The organism is Allobosea sp. FW305-C-101, assembly GCF_058783685.1.
In genome coordinates, this window is the sequence record NZ_JBYSYT010000003.1 from 369,096 (window position 1) to 384,425 (window position 15,330).

The window sequence follows — 15,330 nt, forward strand, 5'->3', positions numbered from 1 at the left end:
ATGGATCCCGGATCGGCGCTGCTTCGCAGCTTGTCCGGGATGACGGCCTGGTTCCCTCAGGAAATCGACATGCGAACTAAAAAGGCCGGTCCCGCAGGGGACCGGCCTTTTCTGATTCAGGCGATAGCGCCGCCGCTCAGGGCTTCGGCGGGGTCGCAGGCGCGGCAGGCGCAGCGCCGGGGGCCGGGGCAGCGCCCGGAGCGGCAGCGCCGCCGGCGCCGAGACGCTGGCGCAGCTCTTCCTGGCGCTTGGCCAGCTCGTCCTGCAGCTGCTTCTGCTGGTCCTCGAGCACCTTCGGGTCGATCGCGGCGCCGTCGAAGCCCTTGGCGAAATCGGCCAGCGGGATGGTGAAGGTCAGCTCGCGAGCGCCCTGGTTCTGGACGCTGACGTTCAGGTTGGTGCCCTTCTTCATCGCGTTGATGAAGTCGTCCTTGACCTGCGACTCCGCGAAGCAGCCGTTCGGGAAGCAGATGGCGTAGCGGCCGCCGGTCGGCTGGGCATTGTCGACGCCGAAGCGGATGCCGGGCTGCAGCAGCAGGCCGAGCGGCATCAGGAAGCGCACGATCTTGTTCGGGTCGCCCTTCACGTCATAGATCGCGACGGCCAACACCGGCTGGCCCTGATCCGAGACGAAGTCGCGGGTGGTGTAGCAGATTTCCTTGTTGGCCGCCTGGTCCTTGCCGCAGACCTTGGTCCAGCTCGTCTGCGAGGGCTCGGGCTTGACCTGGACGACGGTCGGGCCGGTGGCCGCGGCGCCGCCGGGCTGGGCCGGAGCGGCAGGCTGGGCCGGCGCCGGAGCGGCCGGGCGGGTCGGCGTCGCCGGGCGCTGCGCCGGAGCCTGGGCGAAGCCCGCGACGGGCGCAAAGCTGATGGCCGTGCTGAGCACGAGGCCGAGCGCACGAGATGACAGGCGATACGAAGCGGACATTCTTGTCTTTCCTTACCAAGCGAATTCGGGATCACGACTTCGCAAGCCGCGCGCGTCACCGCTGATGGCCCAATCGCATGGGGCGCAGGCCATCGCAAGCCGTGCACATCAAGGCTGATTGAGGCGTTTGAATGACACCCTGCCCCGCCTTTAGCGAGTTCGCAGCGAGGTTTCCAGCCCGAATAGCTGCGTGACCCTGCTGCTCCCATGCTATTCTTGTCGAGGGAATCAGGTCGTACGATGGAATTTCTTCGATTGCCCCAGGCGGTGAGCCGCCGCGGGGTCAACTTCTTGCTGGCTTTGGCTCCGTTCGCCATCCTGGCGCGCGGCCGTGATGCGTTGGCCGATTCGGCCCCGCTGCGGCACGCCATCGCGATGCATGGTCAGCCGGCCCTCCCGCCCGGCTTCGCGCATCTGCCCTATGCCGATCCCAAGGCCCCCCGGGGCGGGCGCATCGTCATGGGCCTCCAGGGCACCTTCGACAGCCTCAATCCGCTCGTCGTGCTCGGCGTCGCGCCCGATGCCGTGCCGAAATACGTCCAGCAGAGCCTGCTCTTCCGTTCGGCCGACGAACCGTTCACGGCCTATGGCCTGCTGGCCTCCGGCGTTTCGCTCGATGCCGACCGCAAGCAGCTCGCCTTCGAGATCGACGAGCGCGCGCGGTTCTCGGACGGCAAGCCGGTCACGGCCGAGGACGTGATCTTCACCTTCGAGATGCTGAAGGCGAAGGGCAAGCCGTTCCATCGCTCCAGCCTCGGTCGCGTGACCAAGGCCACGGCGCCCTCGCCCCGGCGCGTCGAGTTCGAACTCGGCGACGGCTCCAATCGCGAATTGCCGCTGGTGATCGGCGCGATGCCGATCTTCGCGAAGCACGCGACCAATGCCGAAACCTTCGGCGAGACCAGCTTTAAGCCGGCGCTCGGCTCCGGCCCCTATGCCGTCGAGGAGGTCCGCCCCGGCGAATCGCTGGTGCTGCGGCGGCGCAAGGATTTCTGGGCCGAGGACCATCCGCTCACGCGCGGACTCTATAATGCCGACGAGATCCGCTACGATTTCTACCGGGATTCGAACGCGCTGTTCGAGGCGTTCAAGGCCGGGCTCTACGATGTCCGCATCGAGGGCGATCCGACGCGCTGGATGACCGGCTACGACGTGCCAGCCGTGCATGACGGGCGCATCCGGCAGGAAACCCTGCATTTCGACACGCCCAAGGGCATGACCGGCCTCGTCTTCAACACGCGCCGGCCGATCTTCGCCGATATCCGGGCGCGCGAGGCGCTCGGGCTGCTGTTCGATTTCGAATGGGTCAACCGCAACCTGTTCCACGGCGTCTATCGCCGGGCCGGCAGCTTCTTTTCCGATTCGGAGCTCTCGGCGCTCGGCGTCCCCGCCGACGGGCGCGAGAAGGCCCTGCTCGCAGCCTTTCCCGACGCCGTGCGCGAGGACATCCTCGCCGGCAGCTGGCGCCCCTCGGAGACCGACGGTTCCGGCCGCGACCGCGAACAGGCGCGCAAGGCGCTCGATCTGCTCAAGGCGGCCGGCTACGCGCTCCAGAACGGCGTGCTGCGCAACGGCAAGGGCGAGCCTTTTGCCTTCGAGATCACCGTCACCAGCCGGCCGCAGGAGCGGCTCGCGCTCAACTATGCGCAATCGCTTGCCCGCCTCGGCATCGCCGTCTCGGTGCGGTTGATCGACGACGTGCAGTACTGGCGGCGGCTGTCGACCTTCGATTTCGACATGATCCAGTGGACCTGGCCGGCCTCGGCCTCGCCCGGCAACGAGCAGATCGGCCGCTGGGGCTCGGCCAATGCCGCCCGCAACGGCTCGCTGAACTATGCCGGCGTGAAATCGCCCGCCGTGGACGCCGTCCTGCAGGCTCTGCTTGGCGCCCGCGAGCGCGAGGATTTCGTCGCGGCGGTGCGCACGCTCGACCGCTTGCTGGTTTCCGGCTTCTACGTCGTGCCGCTCTATTACCTGCCCGACACCTGGATCGCCTTCGCGCGTGGCGTCACGCTGGCGGGGCGACAGCCAGCCTATTTCCTCTCCAACGAGCTGCTGGCCCGCCTCCCGGCGGCCTCGGCCCCCGCGAATTAGGATCTGTCGATGCGGGCAGAACAGGACGAAGCCTCAGCCTTGCTCGACGGTCTCGATCTCGACACCCTGCTCGCAGCCCTGACCCGCAATCGCGGCTATGACGCGGCCTTGCGCGATCCGCCGGGCCGACGCGGCTGGAGCGACATCACGCCGGGCTCGGTCAATTTCCTCGACCTCGACGAGCGCATCGACCGGCTGGCGCGGCTGCTCGCCATCAACAAGGGCACGCCGGGCGCGAGTGTCGCGATCCTGGCCCCGCTCGGGCCGGAGGCGATCGTCTCGATCCTGGCGAGCCTGCGCGCGGGCCTGTCGCCCCTGATGTTGCCGCTGCACGGCAACGAGCTCGAACTGCTCAAGTTGATCGAGGCTTCCGGCGCGGTGATGGCGCTCGGCGTCAGCCGGGTCGGGCCGCTGCGGCCCTTGCTCATGTTGCGCAATCTCGCGATGCGCGCCTTCGGCACGCGCTTCGTCGGCGGCTTCGGCCCGGATGTGCCGGACGGTGTCGCCCCGCTCGACATGCTGATGGCGAACCCGACGCTGCATCCCCTGCCGCAGCTCACTGAGCGACCGGTGCTGCAGATCGCCGACGGCGTATCTTTGCAGGGCCCGATCGCGCTGCCGGAGCGGGAATTGCTCGGCAAGGCGCTCGAGATCTCGCGAGCCCTTAAGCCGACCATCTCCTCGCGCATCGTGACGACGCTGGTCGGCGGCGACCTTGCCGCGTTGGCGAGCGGGCCGGGCGTGGCGATGCTCAGCGGGCTCGAACTCCTGCCGCTCGGCCTGTTCAATCTCGGCGATCTCCAGGCCTGCATCGAGGGCGGACGCAGCGTCCATCTGGTTCTGCCCGGCGCCATGGAGCCGGCCCTGGCGCATTCACGGCTGGCAGGCCATCCCGCATTCGCGAGCCTGGTCTTCGTTCATCGCGCGAGCGACGCCCGCAGCCTCCCGGCGATTGACCGGCCGGATGTCGCGATCGTCGATATCGAGGCGCATTCGGCCGGCGATATCACTGTCAGCAAGCGGCAGGGACCTTCGGTCGCCTGATCGCGTCCGCGCAGAAGAACGCGACGTCGAACGCCTCATTCGCCCCGCGATGAGGAAGCGCCGTCGAGCACCCCAGCGCGCAAGAGCAGGTAGAGCACCGCCGCGTTGAGCAGGTGCCAGAGCCAGTGCGTGCCGAGCGGGAGGCTGCCGCAAAGCACGCCGTCGATGCTGCGCATCGTCAGGGAAACAGCGAAGGTGCCTGCAGCAAGCGCCAATAGCCGGCTCTGATCGCGCAGAGCCGGTGCACGCGCCATCGCGAGCGCCACGCCGATCAAGCCGAGCAGGAAGGCCGCATAACCGGCCGAGCCCGCCATCCCGGCCGGCAGCACTGCGCGCCCCAGTGCCGACAGGCCCAGCGCCAGAGCGAAGAAGGCCAGCGTTCCAGCAGCCGTGATAGCTACGGACAATCCGAGGAAGCGCCTCAGTGCGAAAGCGAAATAGCCGAAGGCGAAGAGCTGGATCGGCATGACATCGGCCAGCAGCGTCCAGCGATTCGGGATGGTGTGGAACAGGAAGGAGCCGATGCCGATGGCGAAGACCAGGCCGATCAGGGCGAGCGTGACCGCGTCCCGCCCGCCCTGCCGGCGCCACAGCCAGAATCCCGCCAGCGCGGCGACGAGAAAGGCCGCATTGGTCAGCGCGTTCAGGGGCTCAGCCCAGAAGCTGCCATCGATCCGCTCGCAATAGCCGAACTGCATCGCCCTGCCCGTCAATCTTCCCGCCAGCGAACCCGCTTGCTGCGACGGCATCATGTCAGGCCCCGCGTGTTGCCTTCGCAAGGCCGCTCCGCAAAGCTCGCGACTCGCTAGCAGGAGATATCCCCATGCGCAGCCTTTGCTTCCCGCTTCTCGCAGCCGCCCTGCTTTCCGGTGAGCTGGCGAGCCCGGCATTCGCCAATCCCCAGGCCTGTGCCGATCTCTGGACCGCGCGCAACGAGATCTACAAGGCGCAGGGCTATTGCTTCCGGACCAAGCGCGCGATCGCGGCCTTCGGCAATGCCGGCTGCCAGTACGACACTATCGAGGACCTACCGCTCTCGGCCAATGACCACCGGGCGATCGCCGATATCGTCCGACAGGAGCGTGCGCTGCGCTGCCCGCGCTGAGGTCGATTGCCTGTGGAAGGCAGGGCTGCCCTGCGCCCAGCGAAGGGAAGGCCGTGCTAGAAGCGCCGGCCGCACATCCGCGCCCGATCCAACCCGACGATTCATCGCCCGCATGACCACTGCAATCGAGATGGGAACGACAAGGACCGGCGAGCCCGGTCTGATCGATCTCGCCGAATTGCTGGCGACGCGCCTGCTCGTGCAGGGCAATTCCGGCTCGGGCAAATCGCATCTACTGCGCCGTTTGCTGGAGCAGAGCGCGCCACTGGTGCAGCAGGCGATCATCGACCCTGAGGGCGACTTCGTCTCGCTCGCCGACCAGTTCGGCCATGTCGTGGTCGATGCCGAATGCGGCGAGGCCGAATTGCAGCGCGTCGCCCTGCGCGTGCGCCAGCACCGCGTCTCGGTGGTGCTGAACCTCGAAAACCTCGAAGCCGACGAGCAGTTGCGCGCCACCGCCGCCTTCCTCGGCGGGCTCTTCGATGTCGATCGCTCGCTCTGGTTCCCGATGCTGATCGTGGTCGACGAGGCCCAGCTCTTCGCGCCTGTGATGGCAGGCGAGGCCTCGGACGAGGCACGTCGGCTTTCATTGGGCGCCATGACCAACCTGATGTGCCGCGGCCGCAAGCGCGGCCTTGCCGGCGTGATCGCGACCCAGCGCCTCGCCAAGCTCGCCAAGAATGTCGCGGCGGAAGCCTCGAACTTCCTGATGGGCCGCACCTTCCTCGATATCGACATGCAGCGCGCTGCCGACCTGCTCGGCATGGACCGCCGCCAGGCCGAGATGTTCCGCGATCTCGAACGCGGCCAGTTCGTCGCGCTCGGCCCTGCCCTGTCGAAGCGCCCGCTGCCGATCCGGATCGGCACGGTCTCCTCGGTCGATCGCGGCAGCGCGCCGGGGCTGATGCCGCTTCCCGAGCAGGCACCCGAGGATGCCGGCAAGCTGATCTTCACGCGCGGCGAGGACGAGCCGCTGCCGATGGCGCGGCCTGCCCGCCCGGCACCGCGCCCACGGCCCGACCCGACCGAGGTGCTGCGCCGGATCGAGAACTACCGCCCTGCCCCGCAGCCGGAACCCGAGCCCGAGATCGAGCTGGAGCCGGCCGAGCGCGAGGCGATCATGGTCGAGATCCTGCGCGAACTGATGGCCGATCCCGAAGCGCGCTCGCGGCAGGTCGCGGTGCTCTATCAGGATTTCACCGTGCGCTGCCGGATGCGCCGGCTCGGCCGCACGCATCTGAGCCTTGAGGAATTCCGCCGCAGGCTCGCCGTAGCGCGCGCCGGGGTCAGCGACAGCATCGCGACGAGCGAGGGCTGGCAGACGGCGGTGGCTGCCTCCGGCACGCTGCCGGAGGATTTGCAGGGCCTATTCCTCTATATCGCCCGCACCGCGATCGAAGGCCGCCCCTGCCCCAGCGATGCCGAGTTGGCGGAGGTCTATGGCAGCGCCTCGCCGAGCCGGGCGCGGCGCGTGCTCAGCTATATCGAGGAGCGCGGGCTGATCGTCTGCCATGTCGATTTCCGTGGCCAGCGCACGCTCGCCCTGCCCGCGCTCGGCGTCGAGACCGCGCCAGGGTTGGCTCAGCCGCGCACGGCCGGCATGCCGCGCAGCGCGCGAGGCTAGCATCGCTCTCGCCGGCTCGATGACTTGAACTCACGAATGCTGTTCCGGCTAGCGGGCTAATCGCACCGGTTTCGCATCGCCATGTTCCGACCTCCACTGGAGATCTGAATCATGGAATATCGGCGTTTGGGCCATTCGGGACTGATGGTCCCCGCCCTGAGCTTCGGCGCAGGCACCTTCGGCGGAACCGGACCGCTGTTCAGCGCGTGGGGCACCACCGACGCCCGGGAAGCGCGCCGCCTGATCGATATCTGCCTCGAAGCGGGGCTCAACCTGTTCGACACTGCCGATGTCTATTCGAACGGCGCCTCCGAGGAAGTGCTGGGCGAGGCGATCAAGGGACGGCGCGACAAGGTGCTGATCTCGACCAAGACCACATTGCCGATGGGCGACGGCCCCAATGACGCCGGCTCCTCGCGCAGCCGCCTGATCAAGGCGACCGAGGACGCGCTGCGGCGGCTCGGCACCGACCATATCGACCTGCTACAACTCCACGCTTTCGATGCCGGCACGCCGGTCGAGGAGGTTCTTTCAACGCTCGACACGCTCGTCCGCGCCGGCAAGCTGCGCCATGTCGGCGTCTCCAACTTCGCCGGCTGGGAACTGATGAAGTCGCTGGCCGCCGCCGAGCGCCATGGTTGGCCACGCTATGTAGCGCATCAGGTCTATTACTCGCTGGTCGGGCGCGACTACGAATGGGAGTTGATGCCGCTCGGCCGCGACCAGGGCGTCGGTGCGCTGGTCTGGAGCCCGCTCGGCTGGGGCCGCCTCACCGGCAAGATCAGGCGCGGCCAGCCGCTACCGGCCGGCAGCCGCCTGCACGAGACCGCCGAATTCGGCCCGCCGGTCGAGGACGAGCAGCTCTACGCCATCGTCGATGTGCTCGATGCGATCGCCGGGGAGACCGGCAAGAGCGTGCCGCAGGTCGCGATCAGCTGGCTGCTGCAGCGCCCGACGGTCTCCTCCGTCATCATCGGCGCCCGCAACGAGCAGCAATTGCGCGATAATCTCGGTGCGGTCGGCTGGAACCTAACGGCCGAGCAGGTCGCGCGCCTCGATGCAGCGAGCGTCCGGACCGCGCCTTACCCGTATTTCCCCTATCGGCGGCAGGCCGGTTTCGCGCGGTTGAATCCGCCGGTGGTCTGATCCGCGCAGCCCGCGCGAAACTTGACCACCCCGCCTCAGAGCGTGCATGACCTCAACCGCATTCACGGGTTCGGCCATGCGCGTTCTGTTGATCGACAACTACGACAGCTTCACCTGGAACCTGGTCCATCTCATCGGTGGGCTGGGCGCCGAGGTCGATGTCTGGCGTAACGACGCGCTCACCGTCGACGCGGCGCTCGCCGGCGATCACGACGCGATCGTGCTCTCGCCCGGCCCCTGCACGCCGAACGAAGCCGGAATCTGCCTCGACGTCATCCGAGAGGGAGCGGGCAAGAAGCCGATCTTCGGCGTCTGCCTCGGCTTGCAGGCCATGGGCCAGGCCTTCGGCGGTGAGGTCGTGCGCGCGCCCCTGCCGATGCACGGCAAGGTCTCGCCGATCCGCCACAAGGCGCGCGGCCTGTTCCGCGGCATCAACGGGCCGCTGCAGGCGACGCGCTATCACTCGCTCGTGGTCGAGCGCGCCTCCTGCCCGGATGTCTTCGACATCGAGGCGGAGAGCGATGACGGCCTGATCATGGCGCTCTCGCACCGGCAGCTGCCGGTCCACGGCGTCCAGTTCCATCCGGAGAGCATTGCCTCCGAGCATGGCGCGACGATCCTGCGGAATTTCCTCGATCTCGCGGAGCGATGGCAGAGCGAACGCGAAGCCTCCGCCCTGACCCTTTCAGCCTGATTCCGCAGAGTTCCCATGGACGATTTCAAACCCTTCATCGCCAAGGTCGCGACCGGCGCGACGCTCTCCCGCGAGGAAGCGCGCGACGCCTTCGACACCATCCTCTCCGGCGAGGTGACGAACGCACAATCGGCCGCCTTCCTGATGGCGCTGCGCGTGCGCGGCGAGACCATCGACGAGATCGCCGGCGCCGTCGGCGCCATGCGCGGCAAGATGCTGCCGGTGAAGGCGCCGCCCGAGGCGATCGACATCGTCGGCACCGGCGGCGATTCCTCCGGCTCCTACAATGTCTCGACGCTGGCCTCGATCATCACCGCCGCCTGCGGCGTGCCGGTCGCCAAGCATGGCAACCGCGCGGCCTCCTCGCGCTCCGGCGCGGCCGACGTGCTGACCGCGCTCGGCGTCAAGGTTGGGCTCGATCCGGCCGCGACCGAGCATTGCATCCGCGAGGCCGGCGTCGGCTTCATGTTCGCGCCGACGCATCACGCCTCGATGCGGCATGTCGCGCCGGTGCGCACCGAGCTTGGCACGCGCACGATCTTCAACCTGCTCGGCCCGCTCTCCAATCCGGCCGGCGCCAAGCGCCAGCTCATCGGCGCCTTCTCCGAGACCTGGCTGGAGCCGATGGTCAAGGTGCTCGCCTCCTTCGGCTCGACCCGCGTCTGGGCCGTGCATGGCTCGGACGGGCTCGACGAGATCACCACGACAGGCCCGACCCGTGTCATCTCGCTGGAGAACGGCAAGATCGAGAGCTTCTCGATCAGCCCGGCCGATGTCGGCCTCCAGCCCGCCAAGCCCGAGGTCCTGCGCGGCGGCACGCCCGAGGAAAACGCGGCGGCGCTGAATGCCGTGCTCGCTGGCGAAAAGACCGGCTTCCGCGACATCGCCGCCTTCAATGCGGCTGCCGCGCTGCTCGTCGCCGGCAAGGCCAAGGATTTGAAGGACGGCTTCGCCCAGGCCACGGCCGCGCTCGATTCCGGCAAGGCCAAGGCGGTGCTCGCCGCGCTCGTCAAAGCCTCGAACGCGTGAGGCCGGCATGACCGATATCCTCGCCAAGATCGAAGCCTATAAGCGCCAGGAGATCGCGGCTGCGAAAGCCGCGGTGCCCCAGGCCGAGATCGAACGCCGCGCGCGCGCAGCCTCCAAGCCGCGCGGCTTTGCTGACGCGCTAGCAAGCAAGCTCGCGCAGGGCACACCGGCTCTGATCGCCGAGATCAAGAAGGCGAGCCCCTCCAAGGGCCTGATCCGCGCCGATTTCGATCCGCCCTCGCTCGCCCGCGCCTATGCGGCCGGCGGTGCGGCCTGTCTCTCGGTCCTGACCGACGCGCCCTCCTTCCAGGGCCAGCCGGACTTCCTGACCGCAGCGCGCGAGGCCGCCGGCCTGCCGGCCTTGCGCAAGGATTTCCTCTACGAGCCCTATCAGGTCTACGAGGCCCGCGCTTGGGGTGCCGATTGCATCCTGATCATCATGGCCGGCGTCGATGACGCCACCGCCAGGGCGCTGAACGAGACCGCTCAAGAACTCGGCATGGATGTCCTCGTCGAGGTCCATGACGATGCCGAGCTCGACCGGGCGCTCAAGCTCGAAAGCCGCCTGCTCGGCATCAACAACCGCGACCTGCGCAGCTTCAATGTCGACCTCGCGGTGACCGAGCGATTGGCGCCGCGTGTGCCGGCTGACCGCATCGTCATCAGCGAGAGCGGCATCTTCACCCATCCCGATATCGCCCGGCTCAACCGGATCGGGGTGAATACCTTCCTCGTCGGCGAGAGCCTGATGCGGCAGGCCGACGTCACCGCCGCGACGCAGGCGCTGCTCACCGGCAAGGCCGTCGCGGCGTGAGCCGGCTTAGCCATCTCGACGCGCAAGGCCAGGCGCATATGGTCGATGTCGGCGGCAAGGCCGAGACGACCCGCATCGCGGTCGCCGAAGGCCAGGTGGTGATGGCGCCGGAGACGATCGCGATCGTGCGTGACGGCAACGCCAAGAAGGGCGACGTGCTCGGCACCGCGCGCCTCGCCGGCATCATGGCGGCCAAGCGCACGCATGAATTGATCCCGCTCTGTCATCCGCTGCTGCTGAGCAAGATCGCCGTCGATCTCGCCATCGACGAGGCCTTGCCGGGCGTGCGCGTGCGCGCGGAAGTCAAGATGAAGGGCCAGACCGGCGTCGAGATGGAGGCGCTCACCGCCGTCTCCGTCGCCTGTCTGACGGTCTATGACATGGTCAAGGCCGTCGACCGGGCGATGCGGATCGAGAATATCCGCTTGCTGCACAAATCCGGCGGCCAGTCCGGCGATTACGAGGCGAAAGCTAGCTGATGGCGCTCACTCCGGTCCCCGTCGCGCGCAAGGCGCTGCTCGACAGCATTCCGGGGCCGACGGGAGCAGAAGCCCTGCCGCTGGCGCAATGCGCCTGGCGGGTGCTCGCCGGCGAGGTCAAGGCGCTCAGGACCCAGCCGCCCTTCGCCAATTCGGCCATGGACGGCTACGCCGTGCGCGGCGACGAGATGGCGGAAGGCGTCTCGCTCTCGGTCATCGGCGAATCCGCCGCCGGCCGGGCTTTCGATGGATCGGTCGGGCCGGGACAGGCCGTGCGCATTTTCACCGGCGCACCGATGCCTGATGGAGCCGACACCATCCTGATGCAGGAAGACGCCGATGGCGTCGACAGCCCAACCATTCGCGTCCGTGTGCCGCCGGCCAAGGGCAAGTTCCTGCGCGCCGCGGGGCTCGACTTCCACGAAGGTGACGTGCTGCTGCAAGCCGGCCGCGTGCTCGACAGCGCGGCGCTCGGGCTTGCCGCCGCGATGGGGCATCCGACCCTGCCGGTTCGACGCAAGCCGTTGGTCGCGATCCTCGCCACCGGGGACGAGTTGGTGGCGCCGGGCGAACCGGTCGGGCGCGACCAGATCGTCGCATCGAACTCGTTTTCGCTGGCCGCCTTGGTCGAGAAGGCCGGCGGCGTCGTACTCGATCTCGGCATCGCCCGCGACGATCATGCCGACCTTGCAGCCAAGATCGCGCAGGCACGCGAGGCCGATGCCGATGTGCTGATCACGCTGGGCGGCGCCTCGGTCGGCGCGCATGACCTCGTGCAGGAGGCGCTGACGCGCGCCGGCATGACCCTCGGCTTCTGGAAGATCGCGATGCGGCCGGGCAAGCCGATGATGACCGGGCGCCTCGGCCGGATGGTCGTGGTCGGACTGCCGGGCAATCCGGTCTCCTCGATCGTCTGCGGCCATCTTTTCGTGCTGCCCTTGATCGAGGCGCTGCTCGGCATCTCGGATGCCGATCGCGACCGCAGCATCCCCGCCATTCTCGGCCGCGACATGCCAGGCAACGACGAGCGCGAGGACTACCTGCGCTCGGAGCTCACGCTGACGCCGGAAGGCTGGGTGGCGACGCCGTTCGACCGGCAGGACTCCTCGATGCTCGGCACGCTGGCACGGGCGCAAGCGTTAACAATCCGTCCGGCCCATGCCGCCCCGACGAAGAAGGGCGATACCTGCCATATCCTGCCCTTGCGGTAGCAGCTTGCAGAACACAAGCAGAACGCGTATGGTGTTCGTGCTTTGTTTCGAATCTGCGCTTTGAGGGGCTGGCGGCGACCATGCTGACACGCAAGCAACACGAACTCCTGCGCTTCATCCAGGAACGCTTGCGCGAGAGCGGTGTCCCACCCTCCTTCGACGAGATGAAGGATGCGCTCGACCTGCGCTCGAAATCCGGCATTCACCGCCTGATCATGGCGCTGGAGGAACGCGGCTTCATCCGCCGCCTGCCGAACCGGGCGCGCGCGCTCGAAGTGATCAAGATGCCGGACGGTCTTGGCGCCCCGCAGCCGCGCCCCCGCTTCAATCCGGCCGTGGTGCAGGGTGGTCTCGGTGCGCAGCCCAGCGTCGCCAAGCCTCGGCCCACAGCCGTCGAGGACGACAGCCGGCATGCCATCGCGATTCCCGTCATGGGCCGCATCGCGGCGGGCACGCCGATCTCGGCGATCCAGAGCCGCAGCCACACCGTCTCGCTGCCGCCCGACATGCTCGGCTCCGGCGAGCATTACGCGCTGGAAGTGCGCGGCGATTCGATGGTCGAGGCCGGCATTCTCGACGGCGATACGGTCGTCATCCGCAGGCAGGACACGGCCAATACCGGCGACATCGTCGTGGCTCTCATCGACGACGAGGAAGCGACGCTGAAGCGCCTGCGCAAGCGTGGTTCCTCGATCGCGCTCGAAGCCGCGAATCCGGCTTACGAGACCCGCGTGCTCGGTCCCGACCGGGTCAAGATCCAGGGCCGCCTCGTCAACCTGATGCGGCGTTACTGAAGACGCTCGACATCGGCATCAGGCTCGCTATCGACGGGCAACGCAGGTTGTACGGCTGGAGACTGACCACCCGGCCGTGCGGCTGATTCCGCCGGGCGCGGCTCGCGCCGGCGGCTCCAGGGGCGTTCGGCGGCATTTGGCTCCGAGATGTGGCTGCTCCACCCGTATGCCGTCCGGTAGAGCGAGGTCGCGCCATCGCGTGATAGCGCCATGCGCTCGACGAGCCTGGCCTTGCAAGCCCCGCTCCATGGGATGGCGGTGACGACGAGATCGGCGCGCAGGCAATCCTCGATGATGGCGAGGCGCTCGCGCGTATAGGCGACCGTGCGCTTGTCGGCTGTCTGCGCGACACACCCCAACCGGTCGCAGCTGACGCCGGTACGCAGCGTCGGATCGTCGGGCGAGCGGCTGTCGCCATCGGCGGCAAGCCATTGCTGCAGGACGAAGCGGCTGGGCTTGCCCGCGATCGCGAGGCGCCCGTCCGGGCCGCGCACGGCCAGCCCCGAGCCGTCGCGCTCGATCAGGATCTCGGGCCGCTCCGGCTTGCCGGCTATGGCAACGCCGAGGATGAGCGGCACGGCCGCCAACCAGCGCCAGGCCGTGGTCCAGAGCGTCAGCCAGAGCAAAGCCACAGCGAAACAGGCCAGCACGCCTGAGCCGAAGGCCGCGACCGTCACGGTGGAATGGTCGATGGTCGCGACCCAATGCGCCACCTTGAGCACGACATCGGAGGCAAGCCCCATCAGGGCCCAGGCCGGCCAGTCCAGCCCGAACGGATAGGCGAGTACGCCGAACACGGCCGCCGGCATCACGAAGAGCGAGACGAAAGGCAGCGCCATGGCGTTGCCGAGCAGGCCGAAGGGGTTGAAGGTCTGGAAATGATAGGCGCCGAAGGGTGCGGTCGCGGCGGTCGCCAGCATGGTGGTGACGAGGATGCCGAGCGCCGCCGTCCAGATCGGCCCGAGCGGCCAGGGCAATGCCGATGGCGGCTCGCTGCGGTCTCGTCTCTCCCAGCGCTCGGCGAAGGCGATCAGCGCCGCAACCGCACCGAAGGACATCTGGAAGCTCGGCCCGAGCAGCGCTTCCGGCTCGCGCAGCAGCACGATCATCGCGGCAAGCGCGAGATTGCGCATGCTCAGCGCCGCGCGATCGACCAGGATCGCGCCGAGCATGACCAGCGTCATGATCAGCGAGCGTTCGGTCGCGACATCGCTGCCCGAGAAGATGCAATAGGCGGTCGCGCCGATCACGGCCGCGACCGCGGCGAGCTTCTTGACCGGCCAGTGCAGCGCGGCCGTCTGCGACAGGGCGAGCAGCGCGCGCACCAGCCAGAAGATCGTGCCGGCGGCGAGGACCATGTGCAGGCCGGAGATCGAGACGATGTGGTAGATGCCGGCGGCACGCAGGTCGTTATTGGTGGCCTCGGTGATCAGGCCGCGCTTGCCGGTGACGAGGGCGGCGGCGATGGCCCCGCCCTGCCCGCCTCCGACCTCGGCGATGCGTTTGGTCAGGGCGTTGCGGGCGCGGTCGATCATCACGTCGATCGCTAAGCGCGTCGGCATCGGATAAGGCGCCGGCACTAGGGCAATCTTGCCGGAAACACTGCCGACGGCGCCGATCCCGCGGAAGAAGGCATCGCGGCCAAAATCATAGCCGCCCGCACGCGCAGGCCCTGGCGGTGGCAGCAGGCGCGCGGTCGCGACGATATGGTCTCCGGCTGCGACCGAGCCCTGCCGGATATTGACGCGGACCCGCTTCGGCCGCTGATCAACGGGCACATTGGCGAGATCGGTCACCAGCACGACGAGCCGCGCGCCGCTGTCGCGCGCCTCGACGCTCTCGACGAAGCCGGTCAGCTTGCCGATGCGCGGCCGATCCAGCATTGGCGCCGCGATATCAGCCGTCCGCCAGGCACCGGCGGCAAAGCCGAGAAAGGCGGCCGCTGCCGCAAGGCAGGCCATCGACGCCACAGGGCGAAAACGCAGGGCGAAGGCAGCCACACCACTCAGGCCCAGGCCGAGCAGCGGCGCCCACAATGCCGGCTCACGATCAGCGGCGAAATAGAGCAGGATGCCGACGCCCATGGCGATGGGCAGCCAGAGGAAGGGCCTGCGCCGTTCGGCTTCCAGCGCGAAGCCTCGCTGCAAGCGGAACCAAAGCTCTCGAAGCAAAGGGCGCAGGCTCGCCGACAGCGGCACGAAAACGCCAAGGCGAGCCGGCAAGGCATCGGCGCGTGCGCCGCGCCGGCCACTCTGCTGCCCCTGCCCCGGCGGTGCCGGCTGCATCGCCCGCTCCTCACCCTGCCGGCGCTGCGATTTGTCCGCTTAACCTTTCCGGCCAAGCCATGTTACAGGGCGCGCGCCGGTTG

At 68.3% G+C, this 15,330-nt stretch carries 14 protein-coding genes; 11 read left to right on the forward strand and 3 right to left on the reverse strand.

Annotated elements, in window-relative coordinates:
* Positions 1-136 precede the first annotated feature (136 nt).
* Entirely contained in the window at positions 137-928 is a 792-nt protein-coding gene (locus tag AC3WMA_RS16480) for an invasion associated locus B family protein (RefSeq protein WP_492286450.1), read from the reverse strand.
* A 291-nt stretch (positions 929-1,219) separates the two neighbouring features.
* Between AC3WMA_RS16480 and AC3WMA_RS16485 the strand changes: the two genes are divergently transcribed.
* Both AC3WMA_RS16485 and AC3WMA_RS16490 read left to right on the forward strand, forming a co-directional pair.
* Complete coding sequence (locus AC3WMA_RS16485) at positions 1,220-3,022, forward strand: extracellular solute-binding protein (protein WP_492286451.1); 1,803 nt, start codon at positions 1,220-1,222, stop codon at positions 3,020-3,022.
* A gap of 9 nt (positions 3,023-3,031) precedes the next feature.
* Positions 3,032-4,066, forward strand: a complete 1,035-nt coding sequence (locus tag AC3WMA_RS16490; protein WP_492286452.1) for an AMP-binding protein — start codon at positions 3,032-3,034, stop codon at positions 4,064-4,066.
* A gap of 35 nt (positions 4,067-4,101) precedes the next feature.
* Here AC3WMA_RS16490 and AC3WMA_RS16495 read toward each other — a convergent pair whose 3' ends face one another.
* Entirely contained in the window at positions 4,102-4,764 is a 663-nt protein-coding gene (locus tag AC3WMA_RS16495) for a ceramidase domain-containing protein (RefSeq protein ID WP_492286619.1), read from the reverse strand.
* Positions 4,765-4,889: 125 nt separating this feature from the next.
* Here AC3WMA_RS16495 and AC3WMA_RS16500 point away from each other — a divergent pair, with 125 nt between their 5' ends.
* The 9 genes from AC3WMA_RS16500 to lexA all read left to right on the forward strand — a co-directional run bounded on the left by AC3WMA_RS16500 (position 4,890) and on the right by lexA (position 12,962).
* Positions 4,890-5,171, forward strand: a complete 282-nt coding sequence (locus tag AC3WMA_RS16500) for a YARHG domain-containing protein (RefSeq protein ID WP_492286453.1) — start codon at positions 4,890-4,892, stop codon at positions 5,169-5,171.
* A gap of 112 nt (positions 5,172-5,283) precedes the next feature.
* Positions 5,284-6,795 carry a helicase HerA domain-containing protein gene (locus AC3WMA_RS16505; RefSeq protein WP_492286454.1) on the forward strand — a complete coding sequence of 504 codons (1,512 nt, stop codon included), beginning with the start codon at positions 5,284-5,286 and terminating at the stop codon, positions 6,793-6,795.
* Between the two features lie 111 nt (positions 6,796-6,906).
* Positions 6,907-7,941, forward strand: a complete 1,035-nt coding sequence (locus AC3WMA_RS16510) for an aldo/keto reductase (RefSeq protein ID WP_492286455.1) — start codon at positions 6,907-6,909, stop codon at positions 7,939-7,941.
* Between the two features lie 46 nt (positions 7,942-7,987).
* Positions 7,988-8,635, forward strand: coding sequence for an anthranilate synthase component II (locus AC3WMA_RS16515; RefSeq protein ID WP_492286456.1), 648 nt, complete (start codon positions 7,988-7,990; stop codon positions 8,633-8,635).
* Between the two features lie 15 nt (positions 8,636-8,650).
* Positions 8,651-9,664 (forward strand): anthranilate phosphoribosyltransferase, encoded by a 1,014-nt coding sequence (trpD, locus tag AC3WMA_RS16520; RefSeq protein ID WP_492286457.1) that lies wholly within the window; start codon positions 8,651-8,653, stop codon positions 9,662-9,664.
* 7 nt (positions 9,665-9,671) lie between these two features.
* Positions 9,672-10,478 (forward strand): indole-3-glycerol phosphate synthase TrpC, encoded by an 807-nt coding sequence (gene trpC, locus AC3WMA_RS16525; RefSeq protein WP_492286458.1) that lies wholly within the window; start codon positions 9,672-9,674, stop codon positions 10,476-10,478.
* Positions 10,475-10,957 carry a cyclic pyranopterin monophosphate synthase MoaC gene (moaC, locus tag AC3WMA_RS16530; protein WP_492286459.1) on the forward strand — a complete coding sequence of 161 codons (483 nt, stop codon included), beginning with the start codon at positions 10,475-10,477 and terminating at the stop codon, positions 10,955-10,957. Before trpC ends, moaC begins: the two co-directional genes overlap by 4 nt.
* Positions 10,957-12,168 carry a molybdopterin molybdotransferase MoeA gene (locus AC3WMA_RS16535; protein WP_492286460.1) on the forward strand — a complete coding sequence of 404 codons (1,212 nt, stop codon included), beginning with the start codon at positions 10,957-10,959 and terminating at the stop codon, positions 12,166-12,168. The genes moaC and AC3WMA_RS16535 overlap by 1 nt, the downstream gene beginning before the upstream one ends.
* 80 nt (positions 12,169-12,248) lie before the next feature.
* A complete protein-coding gene (gene lexA, locus AC3WMA_RS16540) occupies positions 12,249-12,962 on the forward strand; it encodes a transcriptional repressor LexA (RefSeq protein WP_492286461.1) in 714 nt (237 codons plus the stop codon).
* Here lexA and AC3WMA_RS16545 read toward each other — a convergent pair.
* Positions 12,956-15,247, reverse strand: coding sequence for a ComEC/Rec2 family competence protein (locus AC3WMA_RS16545; RefSeq protein ID WP_492286462.1), 2,292 nt, complete (start codon positions 15,245-15,247; stop codon positions 12,956-12,958). The genes lexA and AC3WMA_RS16545 overlap by 7 nt on opposite strands.
* Between the last annotated feature and the right edge of the window lie 83 nt (positions 15,248-15,330).

Bases quoted from the DNA above. Each gene is read 5' to 3' on its own strand.
- AC3WMA_RS16480 (WP_492286450.1), bottom strand. From the start codon at position 928: ATGTCCGCTTCGTATCGCCTGTCATCTCGTGCGCTCGGCCTCGTGCTC.
- AC3WMA_RS16490 (WP_492286452.1), top strand. From the start codon at position 3,032: ATGCGGGCAGAACAGGACGAAGCCTCAGCCTTGCTCGACGGTCTCGAT.
- AC3WMA_RS16495 (WP_492286619.1), bottom strand. From the start codon at position 4,764: ATGCAGTTCGGCTATTGCGAGCGGATCGATGGCAGCTTCTGGGCTGAG.
- AC3WMA_RS16500 (WP_492286453.1), top strand. From the start codon at position 4,890: ATGCGCAGCCTTTGCTTCCCGCTTCTCGCAGCCGCCCTGCTTTCCGGT.
- AC3WMA_RS16505 (WP_492286454.1), top strand. From the start codon at position 5,284: ATGACCACTGCAATCGAGATGGGAACGACAAGGACCGGCGAGCCCGGT.
- AC3WMA_RS16510 (WP_492286455.1), top strand. From the start codon at position 6,907: ATGGAATATCGGCGTTTGGGCCATTCGGGACTGATGGTCCCCGCCCTG.
- AC3WMA_RS16515 (WP_492286456.1), top strand. From the start codon at position 7,988: ATGACCTCAACCGCATTCACGGGTTCGGCCATGCGCGTTCTGTTGATC.
- trpD (WP_492286457.1), top strand. From the start codon at position 8,651: ATGGACGATTTCAAACCCTTCATCGCCAAGGTCGCGACCGGCGCGACG.
- trpC (WP_492286458.1), top strand. From the start codon at position 9,672: ATGACCGATATCCTCGCCAAGATCGAAGCCTATAAGCGCCAGGAGATC.
- AC3WMA_RS16535 (WP_492286460.1), top strand. From the start codon at position 10,957: ATGGCGCTCACTCCGGTCCCCGTCGCGCGCAAGGCGCTGCTCGACAGC.
- lexA (WP_492286461.1), top strand. From the start codon at position 12,249: ATGCTGACACGCAAGCAACACGAACTCCTGCGCTTCATCCAGGAACGC.
- AC3WMA_RS16545 (WP_492286462.1), bottom strand. From the start codon at position 15,247: ATGCAGCCGGCACCGCCGGGGCAGGGGCAGCAGAGTGGCCGGCGCGGC.